Genomic DNA, 14,547 nt, shown 5'->3' on the forward strand with positions numbered 1-14,547 from the left:
GGCTTCATCCCCATAAGGCAGGCAAAAGCGATGAACATCAAGCAGACTTTTTAAAAACGCATATGTTCCGCGCCTTTAAAGGCAAATCGTTCCATTAAGCGCAACGTCCTAAACCAACACCTCAATCGGATTCTGGGCGCCCACGCCAAACACACGTTTGTAGCGCTTAATCTCGCTTTGAGGGCCCATCGCTTTGCGTGGATTGTCTGATAATTTGACCGTCGGCTTGCCGTCGGCTGAAACAGCTTTGCACACCAAAGAAAATGAATCCAACCCTTCAGAAGGCACCAAACCTCTGAAGTCATTTGTAAAATGAGTGCCCCATCCAAAGGACACTTTCACCCGGCCGCTAAACTGGTGATGCAGTTTCTGGATCATCCCAGTATCCAGCCCATCCGAAAAAATAACCAGCTTTTGTCTGGGGTCTTCGCCGCGCTCTTGCCACCATTTGATCGCAATTTCTGCACCACTTGCCGGATCACCACTATCGATACGTATGCCCGTCCACCCCGCCAAATAATCCGGCGCATTGCGCAAAAAACCTTCTGTGCCATAGGTATCGGGCAAAATAATTCTTAAATTCCCATCATGCTCATCCTGCCAATCCGACAGAACCTGATAGGGGGCCTGCGCCAAATCTGCATCGCTATGCGCCAAGGCCGAATAGACCATCGGCAATTCATGCGCATTGGTGCCGATCGCCTCAATATCACGGCGCATGGCGATCAAACAGTTTGAGGTGCCGACGAATTTCTCACCCAAACCTTCCTGCATGGCTTGCACGCACCAATCCTGCCATAAAAAAGAATGCCGGCGGCGGGTGCCAAAATCTGCAATCCGTAAGGTCTCAATTTCGCGTAAAGTTTCGATTTTTTCCCATAATTTTGTTTTGGCGCGCGCGTATAGCACTTCCAACTCGAACCGACCCATTTTTTTCAACATAGCGCGGCCACGCAATTCCATCAGCGTCGCCAAAGCGGGTATTTCCCACAGCATAACTTCTGGCCAGCTGCCTTCAAATGTCAGCTCATATTGGCCGTCGCGTTTTTCCAAATGATAAGGGGGCAAGCGCAGCCCCTCGAACCACTCCATAAAATCTGGTCGAAACATATAGCGTTTGCCATAAAACGTATTGCCGCGCAGCCAAGTGCTTTCACCGCGCGTTAGGCGGAGCCCACGAATATGATCCAACTGCTCGCGCAATTCACCTTCATCGATCAAATCAGCAAGGCGCACCTGCGATGAGCGGTTGATCAAGCTGAACACCACCGTGGTTTGGGGTTTGTTGCGCAGCACGGATTGGCACATCAGAAGTTTATAAAAATCCGTATCGATCAATGAGCGTACGATCGGGTCGATTTTCCATTTGTGATTCCAGACGCGGGTGGCGATATCAACCATAATCAGCCTCCAATCGCACACCGGCATCGCGCATATCGCGTTGCGCTGCCGCCAATGAGCCGTTCACATCAATCCCGCGGCAGGCCCCCAATAAGACCCGCACGGAATATCCCAGTTTCGCGGCATCAACGGCCGAATAATTCACACAAAAATCGGTTGCCAGCCCAACCATGTCCAAAGCGCTAACGCCGCAATTTTGCAAATAACCATGCAAGCCAGTGGCGGTTACATGATCGTTTTCAAAAAACGCTGAATAGCTATCAATCAAAGGATTGCTTCCTTTGCGTAGAATAAGCGCCGCCGCATCCTGATTCATATCCGCGTGAAGCTGCGCGCCAAAGGTGCCTTGCATACAATGATCCGGCCACAGCACTTGCGGGCCATATGGCATCTCAACCATATCCAGAGGCGCCTTACTGTTATGGCTGCTGGCAAAGCTGGAATGCCCCTTTGGGTGCCAGTCTTGCGTTAAAATCACCCGATCATATCCAACCATTAAGCCATTGATTGCAGGAATAATCTGATCACCTTCCGACACGGCCAAGGCGCCGCCGGGGCAAAAATCATTCTGGACATCAATCACCAAAAGCGTTTTTGACATGCTTTAGGCCCTTTCGTCGCGCCACATTACGGCACCACGAGTATAACAGCAGCGAAAGGTTTTCCACCCAACATCGGCAAGTTTTGCACCCTAAAGCCTTAATAAAGCAAGTTTGGCGTTAAGATCGGCGTTTGAGCAACAGGCTGATCCTTGGCGTGATGCCAATATCCATCCGGCTACGCGTGCTTAAAACTGGCTTTTGCGAGCTGTCTTTTCGGCGCCGCTCGCGCAGCAAAAGATATAGACCACTCAACACGATCACGGCTGAACCAAGCATCGTCATCCGGTCGGGAAATTCTTGAAACAAAACAATTCCATAGAGCGCCGCCCAAAGCATTTGTGAATAATGCATCGGGGCCACCACCGCGGCCTCTCCACTGCGATAGGCTTTAATAATACAGAGCATCGCCAAGAAACCCAGCACCGCCATACAGCCCAACAAGCCAATATCTTCCAAAGCAATTGGCGTATAGGAATAGGCCGCCAATGGACCCAGAACAATCAAATTGGCAAACATCGGATAAAGCATCAAAACAATCGTGCGTTCCTCATTGCCGATTTTACGCACGATCAAAGATGAAAGCGCACCGCATAAGGCGGCGGTTAAGGCTGCAACATGGCCAAGAGTCAGCGCGGTGCTTGCCGGACGCAACACGATCAACACCCCAACAAACCCCAAGATAACGGCTGCCCAGCGATGGGCACCAACTTGCTCTCCCAAAATCGGAATCGCCAAAACGGTGATCAGCAAGGGCATACAAAACATCAATGCATAGGTTTGCGCCAGTGGCAAAACAGAAAAAGCATAAAACGCCGCCACCGCCGTAATCACCGTTGAACAAGTGCGCAGGAACACCCAGACCGGATGATGCGGCATGAGATTATCTTCATTGCGATCAGGCAGATGAAACAAAACCACAAGCGGAAAACTGAACAAAACCGAAAAGAAAATAATCTGGAACACCGAATAAGTGTCACCCAGCATCTTCACGATCACGTCATGGCCTGAGAAAAGCGCAAAGCCAAGCAAGGCGAAAAGCGCCCCGGTGCGATTGGCGGATGTCTCTGACATGGCGCTCTCATTTCTGATGGGCGATTGGGTAAAACTCAGGTGCCGGAAACAGGCAAGGCGCATCCGCCTTGCCAAGGTGCTTTACAGGCTAGAGTCCAACGCTGCGATAATCGCATCACCCATTTCTGCGGTGGTGATCGGCGTGCCATCTTCGGGGCCCATCAGGTCTGGTGTGCGCGCGCCTTGCGCCAAAACGGTTTCAATCGCTTGTTCCAACCGCGTCGCCTCCCCGCCCTGATCAAAGCTATAGCGCAACGCCATCGCAAAGCTTAGAATGCAAGCGATCGGATTGGCTTTGCCTTGACCGGCAATATCCGGCGCTGAGCCATGAACCGGCTCGTACAACGCTTTTGGACGTCCATTCGCCATCGGCAGGCCAAGGCTGGCCGAGGGCAACATACCCAAACTGCCGGTCAACATCGCCGCGGCATCCGACAGCAGATCCCCAAACAAGTTATCCGTGACAATCACGTCAAATTGTTTGGGCCAGCGGCACAGCTGCATAGCGCCGGCATCGGCATACATATGGCTAAGCTCTACATCCGGATAATCCTCATCATGTACTTTCTGAACCACTTCGCGCCATAATACGCCCGATTCCATGACATTGGCTTTTTCCATCGAACAGACTTTATTGCCGCGTTTTCGGGCCAGTTCAAACGCACTGCGCGCTACCCGGTCAATCTCGCTTTCGGTATAGCGCTGCGTGTTGATGCCCACGCGCTCATTGCCTTCTTCAAAAATACCGCGCGGCTCGCCAAAATAAATCCCCGAGGTCAGCTCGCGAATGATCATAATATCAAGGCCTGCTACCACATCTTTTTTCAAAGATGAAAAATCGGCCAAAGCATCAAAACATTGCGCGGGTCGCAAATTGGCAAAAAGATCCATCTCTTTGCGCAAGCGCAACAAACCACGCTCGGGTTTCACGCTGAAATCCAGATCGTCATATTTTGGGCCACCAACAGCCCCCAGCAAAACCGCATCGACCTCTTGGGCTTTGGCCATCGTGTCATCATGCAGCGGCGTGCCATGCATATCATAGGCGCAGCCGCCCACCAAATCTTCAAACACGTCAAAAGGCAGAGCGCGCTTGGCCCCATACCAATCGATCACTTTGCGCACTTCGGTCATCACTTCTGGGCCAATACCATCGCCGGCCAAAATAAGAAGGGAGGGGTTTGTCATTTTCAAAGACTCCTTCGGAATATGTCATTTTGCAAAAACGGGCGCGTTGGAAAGAGGAGCACCCCCAGCTGCCACGCCCATTTGGTTTATGAGGTCAAAGCCGCCCGCTTACACCCAAGGGTGGCTTACTTGTAATTTGCTTTCATAGGCATCGATGGACGCAGCTTTTTCCATCGTCAGGCCGATATCGTCCAAACCGTTCAGCAGGCAATGCTTTTTGAACGCATCCACCTCGAAGGAAAAGGTTTCCCCATCCGAGGTTGTGACGGTCTGCGCTTCAAGATCAACCTCGATGCGCGCGTTTGAGCCTTTTTCAGCGTCTTTCATCAACACATCCACCTGCGCTTTTGGCAGCACAATCGGCAAAATACCATTTTTGAAGCAATTGTTGAAAAAGATATCGGCATAGCTTGTAGAAATCACGCAGCGGATCCCGAAATCTTTAATCGCCCATGGGGCATGTTCGCGGCTAGAGCCGCAGCCAAAATTATCGCCCGCCACCAATATCTCCGTTTCACGATATTGCGGCTTGTTCAGCACAAAATCGGGGTTTTCGCTGCCATCATCCTGATAGCGCATTTCATCAAACAGGTTCACACCCAATCCCGAGCGCTTGATGGTTTTCAAAAAGACTTTCGGGATGATCATATCCGTATCGATATTGATCAAAGGCATGGGCGCGGCAATCCCACTGAGTTTTTCAAACTTATCCATTACATAATCTCCCGTACATCTGTGAGCTTGCCCGTGATCGCCGCCGCAGCCGCCATCCCCGGAGACATCAAATGCGTGCGTCCACCGCGGCCCTGGCGGCCCTCAAAGTTGCGATTTGACGTGGCCGCGCAGCGCTCGCCCGGCGCCAGCTGGTCTGGATTCATCGCCAAACACATCGAACATCCGGCAAGCCGCCATTCAAAACCAGCCTCTTTAAAGATATCGGCCAAACCTTCTTCTTCGGCTTGCGCGCGCACCAAACCTGACCCGGGAACCACCATAGCACGCATACCGTCTTTGATTTTCTTCCCCTTTAGAATTTCGGCCGCCGCGCGCAAATCTTCAATCCGCCCATTCGTGCATGACCCGATAAACACGGTATCGATGGCGATATCGGTAAGAGGTGTGCCTGACGTCAACCCCATATAATCAAGCGAGCGGGCCGCAGCGTCAACTTTGCCGCCCTCAAAATCACTCGAGGCGGGCACGGATGCCGTGATCGGCAAAACGTCTTCGGGTGAAGTGCCCCAGGTAACGACGGGGGCGATATCTTCGCCTTTCAACGTCACGACTTTGTCAAAATGCGCGCCCTCATCCGAAAATAGTGATTTCCAATAGGCCAGTGCGGTTTCCCAACTGGCCCCTTTGGGCGCATGCGGGCGGCCCTGACAATACGCAAAGGTTTTTTCATCCGGCGCGATCAAACCAGCGCGGGCACCACCTTCAATCGCCATATTGCACACGGTCATCCGGCCTTCCATCGACAAATCGCGAATAGCCTCACCGCAATATTCGATCACATAGCCTGTTCCACCAGCGGTTCCGGTCGCGCCGATAACCGAGAGGGTAATGTCTTTCGCCGTCACGCCAGGGCGCAATTTCCCGGTGATTTCTACTTTCATATTTTTTGATTTCTTCTGGATGAGCGTCTGCGTGGCCAGAACATGCTCAACCTCAGAGGTGCCAATGCCATGCGCCAAAGCACCAAAAGCGCCATGGGTCGCGGTATGACTATCGCCGCACACAACGGTCATTCCGGGCAAAGTCCAGCCTTGCTCGGGCCCAACAATATGCACGATACCTTGGCGGACATCCGAAACAGGATAATAGTGAATGCCAAAATCAGCCGCGTTTTTATCCAGCGCTTCCACTTGAATGCGGCTTTCAGGGTTGTCGATGCCTTTGGCACGATCCAGCGTGGTGGGCACATTATGATCCGGCACGGCAATGGTTTTTTCAGGCGCGCGCACTTTGCGCCCGCTCATCCGAAGGCCTTCAAAAGCTTGCGGGCTGGTCACCTCATGCACAAGATGACGGTCAATATACAGCAAACAAGTGCCATCCTCGGCCTCATGCGCCACATGCGCATCCCAGATTTTATCGTAAAGTGTTTTCGGGGCGGTCATTTTTAATCCTCTCCCGTAGGGTATGAAAAGATAGGGCGAACGTTTTTTGACGGGCCTAGGAAGGCACGCGGACAGATTTCATCGCCCCAAAGAACCGCCAAGGCAGACGGGCGCGATCATCCATGTCAAAAATACGAGTCATTGTCATAAACCGTTCATACGCCCAAATTTATGGCGCTTCAAGCCACCGGGGGACGCCAAAACCGTAATGTCAAAACCAGCGCCCTAAGATCCAAACCAGTGCCAGTGCGCCGCGTTTAAAAAGCGCGTCAAACGCGGCCAAGCCAGCAGCCGCCTGCGCAAAGCGATGATATGCTCTGCGGCTTGCCTGTTGCCAGAAAACCTCAATCCGGGCGTGCACAAAGGTTTGATTGAGATTTCATATCAGCCATGTTACACTTTAAATATGCTCAGCGCCGGAGCTTTCGGCGTAATAACATGGAGGACACAGTCCTGACACTATCAGTTGATGCAGCAGGCGCTGCAGCTCAGCCCTCTTATTTAGAAGGGCATAAACCGGTCTCAAGTGAAACACTTCTTACCCGAATCCTTGACTCCCTCGCCGAAGACAAAGCCGAAGATATTGTAGATATAGACCTGCGCGGCAAAACCGCGATCGGGGATTATATGGTGATTGCCTCGGGGCGCTCTACGCGGCAAGTCGCGGCGCTGGCAGAAAAATTGACCGACCGGTTGAAGCAAGAGTTTGGACGCCTGTCCAAAATCGAAGGCAAAAACACCGGTGATTGGATTCTCGTTGATACGGGGGATATTATTGTACATCTCTTCCGCCCGGAAGTGCGCGAATTTTATCAGTTGGAAAAAATGTGGGTGCCGCTTGGACAGCAGGCCAAGAACGCCTGATATAGCCCGAAAATGCGTCTTACCATTTGTGCCGTTGGCCGGTTAAAGTCCGGCCCCGAACATCTTTTGATCACCGATTACGCAACCCGGTTCAATCGCATGGGCAGGTCTTTGGGATTGGGCCCTTTGAAAATTCAAGAAGTGGAAGATAAGAAAAATATTGGCATGTCAGCAGAAGCCGAACTGCTGCGCAAATCCATCCCCAATTCGGCCCGTATCTGCGCGCTTGATGAGCGCGGCCCGGTGATGAGCTCGCCAGAATTTACGCGCTATATGGCCGCGTTGCGCGATCAGGGGATCAGCGATTTAGCCTTCGTAATCGGTGGCGCCGATGGAATTGACCCAAGCTTGCGCGACGCGGCCCATGCGCAATTGTCTTTTGGTAAAATGGTCTGGCCACATCTCTTAGTGCGGGCGATGCTATGTGAACAAATTTACCGCGCCGCAGCCATTCTTGCTGGCACCCCCTATCACCGAATATAAAGCGTCAACCCTGTAAGGCCGCGCCCAGTTATCAACAACGATCGGCAAGCCTAAAAGCCAGATTGCGCCCCCACCAAGGCTTGCACCCCAATGCAGCGCAGCCTAAATCGGGTAAAAAAGGAAATCAGCATGGCAGCAACACCTACAGTTCTGTGTATTTTAGACGGCTGGGGCTGTGGCGCCAGCGAGGTTGGAAATGCCCCAAAACTAGCAAAAACACCTTGCTTTGACCACATTATGAAAACCTGCCCGCAAGCAGAATTAATCACATACGGGCCAGATGTCGGCCTGCCCTCGGGGCAAATGGGAAATTCAGAAGTGGGTCATATGAATATCGGCGCTGGGCGTGTGGTGGCGATGGATCTTGGTCAAATTGATCTGGCAATCGAAAATGGCTCTTTTGGCCAAAACGCAGCGCTTAACGCGTTTATCGGTCAGCTTCAAAGCAGCGGCGGCGTCGCGCATGTGATGGCTCTTGTGTCCGATGGCGGGGTGCATGGGCATATCGCGCATCTGCTTGCAACGCTGCAAGTGCTGAGCGCAGCAGGCGTGCCCAGCCGCATCCATGCGATCACCGATGGCCGCGATGTGGCCCCGGGAAGCGCGCTTGGCTTTATCGAACAGCTCAGCGCCGCGCTGCCCGCGCAAGCGCAGATCGCCACCGTAACGGGCAGATATTTTGCGATGGATCGCGACAATCGCTGGGAGCGGGTTCAAACCGCTTATGATGCAATCGTGGCGGCGCAAAGCAGCAGAACCGCCACAACAGCCGCGCAAGCGGTCACTTCGGCAGATTTGGCAGGCATCAGCGATGAATTCATCCCCGCAACGGTTGTGAACGGTTATCGCGGCGTTTCGTCAGGCGATGGGCTGTTCTGTTTAAATTTTCGCGCCGATCGGGCACGCGAAATTCTAAGCGCTCTGGCTGATCCGTATTTTGATCATTTTCAAAGCCATGCCCAACCCGCCTGGGCGGGCGCATTGGGCATGGTGAATTATTCCGAAGCGCATGCCGCTTACATGCAAGCCTGCTTTCCCAAAACACCCGTGGTGAACACATTAGGGGCGTGGGTGGCGCGGCATGGCAAGCGCCAGTTTCGCGTTGCCGAAACCGAAAAATACCCCCATGTCACGTTTTTTCTAAACGGTGGCAAAGAACAAGCAGAGCCGCGCGAAGAGCGGTTCATGCCGCATTCTCCGAAAGTGGCAACCTATGATTTGCAGCCCGAAATGGCCTCTGAGGCCGTTACAGATCAGCTGATCGGCGCGATCAATAACGCCTATGATCTTATCATTGTGAACTATGCAAATCCGGATATGGTTGGCCATACGGGGGATTTGAACGCCGCCATCAAAGCCTGCGAAGCAGTTGACCGTGGCCTTGCGCGGGTGTTGAATGCGTTAGAAGAAACCAATGGGCAAATGATCATTACGGCGGATCATGGAAATTGTGAAATGATGGTAGATCCGGAAACGGGGCAACCCCATACTGCGCATACGCTTAACCCGGTGCCGGTGGCGTTAATCAATGGCCCCGATGGCAGCGCTTTGCGGCCAGGGGGGCGGCTGGCAGATCTGGCACCAACGCTCTTGCAGCTGATGGGGCTGGACTGCCCCGGCGAAATGACAGGCCGCAGCCTGTTGCTGCCATGAAGCCGCTTTTCGCCCTTCTCGCTCTGCTGAGCTTATCTGCGGGCCAAGGCATTGCCCGCGATTTGGCCAGCAGCCCTCAAAACCTGGTAGAGGCCGCCCAAAAAGCCGCAAACACGCTGGATCAAGCCACCGCAAGTTTGGTGCGCGCAGAAACAGCATCAGATCGCGTGCGGGCCTTGACGCAATCGATCAAAAGCATCGAGCACGCCTTGGCTTTGGTGCGCCAAGGCCTGCGCGAAATGGCGATGGAAACGGCAGCGATTGATGCCCATCTCACCCGTCAAGAAGATGAAATCGGACGTCTGCTTGGGGTGCTGCACAGCATCGATAAAGACACAGTTTACAGCAGCCTAATCCACCCCTCTGGCCCCTTGGCAACGGCGCGGGCGGGCATGATGCTTTCAGATATCGTGCCGGCATTGCAAAGCCGGGTCTCGGCGCTGCAACGCGAATTAGAGGATCAAAACGCGCTGATCGCGTTTCAAACCGAAATCCGCGATGCGCTGAAACTAGGGCTGAGCGAAGTGCAGCACGCCCGCACTGCATTGGCCAGAGCGCTTGCCGATCGCAAAGACCTTCCCCGCCGCTTTACCGAGGATCCATCAAAAACCGAAATCTTGCTGACCGCTGCCGATAGTTTAGACGCTTTCGCAGACGGCGTTGCGATCATCGCTGCCGATGAAGTGCCCGGATCCCTGCCCTACATCGGAAATCGCAAAGGTGCGCTGCCCTTTCCCGTGGCGGGGCGGATCATCCGCCAATTCAATGAAACTGACGCGGCGGGGATTGTTCGCCCAGGCTTGGTTATTGCAACGGCCTCACAAGCCATCGTCACAACGCCCACAGCCGCCACAATACGCTATCGCGGGCCACTGCTAGATTATGGGCAAGTGTCGATTATCGAACCGCAAATCGGGGTGCTGATCATCGTTGCGGGCATGGAAACAGTCTATGGCAATATTGGCGAAGTGCTGCCGGCGGGCAGCCCAATCGGCATCATGGGCGGCCAATCACAAAGCTTTGAAGAAATAATTGAACAAACTGTGATTGGCAATGGTAGCGAACGACCGGAAACGCTCTATATAGAGATAAGAAATGAAAATATTCCGCAGGACCCACTGCTTTGGTTCGGCCAGGGAAAGGATCTTAAGAAATGAGTAGGTTGATTTTAGCCGCAGGGTTTGGCCTGAGCCTTGGGGTGATGACAGCGTTGCAATTCGCGGCACCGGTTCTGGCGCAATCCAGCAGTGAGCGCAGCAGCGTCTATGAGCAGCTTGACCTTTTCGGTGATATTTTCGAACGCATCCGCTCGCAATATGTGGAAGAGGTTGACGAGGCTGAACTGATCGAAGCCGCGATCAATGGTATGCTGACCTCACTGGATCCACATTCCAGCTATATGTCGCCAAAAGCAGCTGCGGATATGCGTGTGCAAACCCGTGGTGAATTTGGCGGGCTTGGCATCGAAGTTACCCAACAAGATGGGTTTGTGAAAGTTGTCTCGCCCATTGATGGCACCCCTGCGGATGCAGCGGGCATTGAAGCGGGCGATTTTATCACCCATGTTGATGGCGAAACGGTGCTTGGCTTAACGCTCAATCAAGCCGTGGAAATGATGCGCGGGCCGGTTGGCTCTGAAATTATCATCACGGTGGTGCGCGAGGGCGAAGATGAACCTTTCGATGTGTCAATCATCCGCGATACGATTAAGCTCACGGCAGTGAGATCGCGCGTTGAAGGCAGCTCGGTGGTGCTGCGCATCACCACGTTCAACGATCAAACCTATCCCAACCTTTCTGACGGGATTGCCAAGCAAGTTGAAGAATTGGGCGGCATCGACAACGTAAACGGATTTGTGTTGGATTTGCGCAACAATCCGGGTGGCTTGCTCTCGCAAGCGATCCGCGTGTCCGACGCGTTTTTAGAGAAGGGCGAAATCGTCTCAACCCGCGGCCGCGATCCGCAGGACGGAGATCGCTATAATGCCTCGCCCGATGATCTGGCCGAGGGCAAACCCATTGTGGTGCTGATCAATGGTGGGTCTGCCTCGGCCTCGGAAATTGTGGCCGGCGCGCTGCAAGATCATCGCCGCGCCGTGGTTGTGGGCACGCGCAGCTTTGGCAAAGGCTCGGTACAAACGGTCATGCCCTTGGGCGGTGATGGTGCGATGCGCCTGACAACTGCCCGTTATTACACGCCATCAGGGCGCTCGATTCAGGCTTTGGGTGTCTCGCCTGATATTATCGTTGAGCAACCGCGCCGAAAAGAGAACGAAGAGGCCAAAGATGAAGACGGCACAAGCCAGCGCCGTTCGGAAGCGGATCTGCGCGGATCTTTGCTGAATGACAGCCTCAGCGATGAAGAAATTAAACAGATTGAAACAGACCAAGCCGAGGCTGAATTGGCCGCCAAACTGCGCAATGACGATTTTCAACTGTCTTACGCGATTGATCTTCTCAAAGGTATGATGGCACTGGCGGGGCAAGATTAAGCCGATGACGCCAGAGCAGATTGCCGCGCTACCTTATCGACGCAATGTCGGGATCATGCTGATCGACAAACGCGGATACGTGTTTGTGGGGCAGCGGCGCGATAACCATTCCGATGCCTGGCAAATGCCGCAGGGCGGAATAGATCCCGGAGAAACGCCGGAAGCGGCGGCTTGGCGGGAATTGGAAGAAGAAACCGGGGTTGCGCCTGCCTCCGCCACGTTAATGGCCGTCTCAAAGGGTTGGGTGACCTATGACTTGCCCGCCGATCTGGTATCCAAACTCTGGCAAGGAAAATATCGGGGGCAGGAACAAAAATGGTATCTGATGCGCTTTGAGGGCGCGGATCAGGATGTGAATATTCAAACAGAGCATCCCGAATTTTCCGCATGGGCTTGGATGCGTCCTGCAGATCTGATCGAAAATATTGTGCCTTTTAAACGCGCAGTTTATCACGCCGTTTTAAACGAATTCGCCAGTCACTTGCCAGAATAAGCTATGCCATACAGACCTATCTTACGAGCACAGGCTTGGGGCCAAAAACTGTAAACCCGGGCGCGCATCCCGGAAATGGTACAATCCAAATGGAGTGCTAGCGCAAGCAGCGCGGCGCATGCTCGCAACGGCGGGCCGCAAAAATTTAGCTTTGAAGAGCGATTTTATTAGCTGGCGGAAAACTGCAGAATATTTTGCGATGGATGCACCAATTCAAAGATGGTTTTGTGAATATCCTGCGCGGTCAAACCGGCATCTTTGTACATTTCTTGTGGCGATCCGTGGTCAATAAAGCGATCCGGCAAGGTTAAGGTGCGCAATTTCACCCCCTGCTCCAACTGACCTGATTGCGCCAAATAATGCAGCACCATAGCGCCAAAGCCACCAACCGAGCCCTGCTCAACCGTTACCACCGCCTTATGGTGGCGCATCAATTGCGTGATTAAATCTGTATCAAGGGGCTTTGCAAAGCGCGCATCCGCAATCGTCACGCGGATACCCTGCTGCGCCAAAGTCACTGAGGCTTGCTCAATTTCGCCCAAATGTGCGCCGAAAGAAAGGATGGCGACATCCTCGCCCTCTTGCACAATACGGCCTTTGCCGATTTCAAGCACTTCGCCGCGCACGGGCATGGCAACCCCTGTGCCGTTTCCACGCGGATAGCGAAAGGCGATCGGGCCAGCATCATGCGCCGCCGCAGTGGCCACCATATGCATCAACTCAGCCTCATCCGAGGCAGCCATCACGGTAAACCCCGGCAGATTGCTCAGATAGGCGATATCAAACGCCCCCGCATGCGTGGCCCCATCGGCCCCAACCAAACCCGCGCGGTCAATTGCAAAGCGTACCGGCAAACCTTGCAGCGCCACATCATGAACCACTTGATCATAGCCACGCTGCAAAAAGGTTGAATAAATCGCACAGAAGGGTTTCAGGCCGCTGGCCGCCATTCCTGCGGCAAATGTCACCCCATGCTGCTCCGCAATCCCGACATCAAACACGCGCTTTGGAAAGCGGTCCGCCAAAATATTGAGACCTGTCCCCGATGGCATCGCCGCGGTTACCGCAACAATATTGGGATCGCGTGCCGCTTCATCGCACAGCGCTTGCCCGAACACTTTTGTATAAGCCGGCGCGTTGGGTTGCGATTTTGCCTGCGCGCCGGTTGCAACGTTGAATTTAGATACGCCGTGATATTTATCCGCAGCTTGTTCTGCAGGCGCGTAGCCTTTGCCTTTCACCGTGCAAGCATGGATCAACACCGGGCCCGTTGCCCGCGTGCGCGCCGCGCGCAATATCGGCAGCAACTGAGTCATATCATGGCCATCAATCGGGCCAATATACTCAAATCCCAATTCTTCGAACAAAGTGCCAGAGCCGTGCAAACCTGTGACCAATTGGCGCGCGCGCTTAGCGCTGTCGCGCAAGGGTGAGGGCAGGGCCGATTCAAACCCTTCCGCCAGCGCCTTCATTTTCGCCAAAGGTTCGTTCGAATAAAGCTTCGACAGATATGAGGACATCGCGCCCACTGGGGGTGCGATCGACATTTCATTATCGTTCAAAATAACAAATAAGCGCCGGCCTTCGCTGCCAGCGTTGTTTAAGGCTTCATAAGCCATACCCGCGCTGATCGAGCCATCGCCGATCACAGCGATTGCATCCCCCGTCGGACGCCCCATATCGCGGCCCACGGCAAAGCCCAGCGCTGCAGAAATTGAGGTTGAGCTATGCGCAGCGCCAAAGGGATCAAACTCGCTTTCGCTGCGTTTGGTAAAGCCGCTTAGCCCGTCTTTTTGCCGCAAACTGCGGATGCGGTCGCGCCGGCCGGTAAGAATCTTATGCGGGTAACATTGATGCCCAACATCCCAGATCAATTTATCATGCGGCGTGTTAAACACCGCGTGGATCGCCACGCTCAATTCGACAACCCCCAGCGAAGAGCCCAAATGGCCGCCGGTTTCGGACACGGCCGAAACAACCTCGCTGCGCAGCTCATGCGCCAATTGGATGAGCTCTGGATCGCTTAGACCTTTTAGATCTGCAGGGCCTGCAATTCGCTCGAGCATGGGAAGATCAGAATATTGCATCAGGCGCGCCTCCTAAGCGAGGGAAAAAGCGTCACATTCAAGGAGACCCTGAATGTGACGCCAGTCTCCTGTAGCCAACAGGATGGGAACCGGG

General features: G+C 53.7%; 13 protein-coding genes. 6 read left to right on the forward strand and 7 right to left on the reverse strand.

All coding sequences use genetic code 11. The features are described from left to right. Positions 1 to 108: 108 nt before the first annotated feature. The 6 genes from pncB to leuC all read right to left on the reverse strand — a co-directional run bounded on the left by pncB (position 109) and on the right by leuC (position 6,382). Positions 109 to 1,401, reverse strand: a complete 1,293-nt coding sequence (gene pncB / locus UM181_05335; GenBank protein ID WQC64023.1) for a nicotinate phosphoribosyltransferase — start codon at positions 1,399 to 1,401, stop codon at positions 109 to 111. After that, complete coding sequence (gene pncA, locus UM181_05340; GenBank protein WQC64024.1) at positions 1,394 to 2,002, reverse strand: bifunctional nicotinamidase/pyrazinamidase; 609 nt, start codon at positions 2,000 to 2,002, stop codon at positions 1,394 to 1,396. The genes pncB and pncA overlap by 8 nt, the downstream gene beginning before the upstream one ends. Positions 2,003 to 2,120: 118 nt before the next feature. Beyond that, positions 2,121 to 3,074: a DMT family transporter gene (locus UM181_05345; GenBank protein ID WQC64025.1), complete on the reverse strand. Its 954-nt coding sequence runs from the start codon at positions 3,072 to 3,074 to the stop codon at positions 2,121 to 2,123. Between the two features lie 81 nt (positions 3,075 to 3,155). Continuing rightward, on the reverse strand, positions 3,156 to 4,262 hold the full coding sequence (gene leuB / locus UM181_05350) for a 3-isopropylmalate dehydrogenase (protein ID WQC64026.1): 1,107 nt from the start codon (positions 4,260 to 4,262) through the stop codon (positions 3,156 to 3,158). A 108-nt stretch (positions 4,263 to 4,370) separates the two neighbouring features. After that, the gene (gene leuD, locus UM181_05355; protein ID WQC64027.1) at positions 4,371 to 4,976 is read right to left on the reverse strand and encodes a 3-isopropylmalate dehydratase small subunit; all 606 of its coding nucleotides are present in this window, start codon (positions 4,974 to 4,976) and stop codon (positions 4,371 to 4,373) included. Further along, positions 4,976 to 6,382, reverse strand: a complete 1,407-nt coding sequence (leuC, locus tag UM181_05360; protein ID WQC64028.1) for a 3-isopropylmalate dehydratase large subunit — start codon at positions 6,380 to 6,382, stop codon at positions 4,976 to 4,978. Before leuC ends, leuD begins: the two co-directional genes overlap by 1 nt. Positions 6,383 to 6,820: 438 nt before the next feature. Between leuC and rsfS the strand changes: the two genes are divergently transcribed. The 6 genes from rsfS (at position 6,821) to UM181_05390 (ending at position 12,366) form a co-directional block, all read left to right on the forward strand. After that, positions 6,821 to 7,246 (forward strand): ribosome silencing factor, encoded by a 426-nt coding sequence (gene rsfS, locus UM181_05365; GenBank protein WQC64029.1) that lies wholly within the window; start codon positions 6,821 to 6,823, stop codon positions 7,244 to 7,246. A 12-nt stretch (positions 7,247 to 7,258) separates the two neighbouring features. Then, entirely contained in the window at positions 7,259 to 7,729 is a 471-nt protein-coding gene (gene rlmH / locus UM181_05370) for a 23S rRNA (pseudouridine(1915)-N(3))-methyltransferase RlmH (GenBank protein ID WQC64030.1), read from the forward strand. A gap of 129 nt (positions 7,730 to 7,858) precedes the next feature. Then, entirely contained in the window at positions 7,859 to 9,382 is a 1,524-nt protein-coding gene (gpmI, locus tag UM181_05375) for a 2,3-bisphosphoglycerate-independent phosphoglycerate mutase (protein WQC64031.1), read from the forward strand. Continuing rightward, complete coding sequence (locus UM181_05380; protein ID WQC64032.1) at positions 9,379 to 10,539, forward strand: peptidase M23; 1,161 nt, start codon at positions 9,379 to 9,381, stop codon at positions 10,537 to 10,539. Before gpmI ends, UM181_05380 begins: the two co-directional genes overlap by 4 nt. After that, positions 10,536 to 11,873 carry a S41 family peptidase gene (locus tag UM181_05385; GenBank protein ID WQC64033.1) on the forward strand — a complete coding sequence of 446 codons (1,338 nt, stop codon included), beginning with the start codon at positions 10,536 to 10,538 and terminating at the stop codon, positions 11,871 to 11,873. The genes UM181_05380 and UM181_05385 overlap by 4 nt, the downstream gene beginning before the upstream one ends. A gap of 4 nt (positions 11,874 to 11,877) precedes the next feature. Next, entirely contained in the window at positions 11,878 to 12,366 is a 489-nt protein-coding gene (locus UM181_05390; protein ID WQC64034.1) for an RNA pyrophosphohydrolase, read from the forward strand. A 167-nt stretch (positions 12,367 to 12,533) separates the two neighbouring features. Here the strand turns inward: UM181_05390 and dxs are convergent, their stop codons facing one another. Continuing rightward, on the reverse strand, positions 12,534 to 14,453 hold the full coding sequence (gene dxs / locus UM181_05395; protein WQC64035.1) for a 1-deoxy-D-xylulose-5-phosphate synthase: 1,920 nt from the start codon (positions 14,451 to 14,453) through the stop codon (positions 12,534 to 12,536). Between the last annotated feature and the right edge of the window lie 94 nt (positions 14,454 to 14,547).

The sequence above is a fragment of the Alphaproteobacteria bacterium US3C007 genome (genome assembly GCA_034423775.1).
Taxonomy (GTDB): domain Bacteria; phylum Pseudomonadota; class Alphaproteobacteria; order Rhodobacterales; family Rhodobacteraceae; genus Thalassovivens; species Thalassovivens spotae.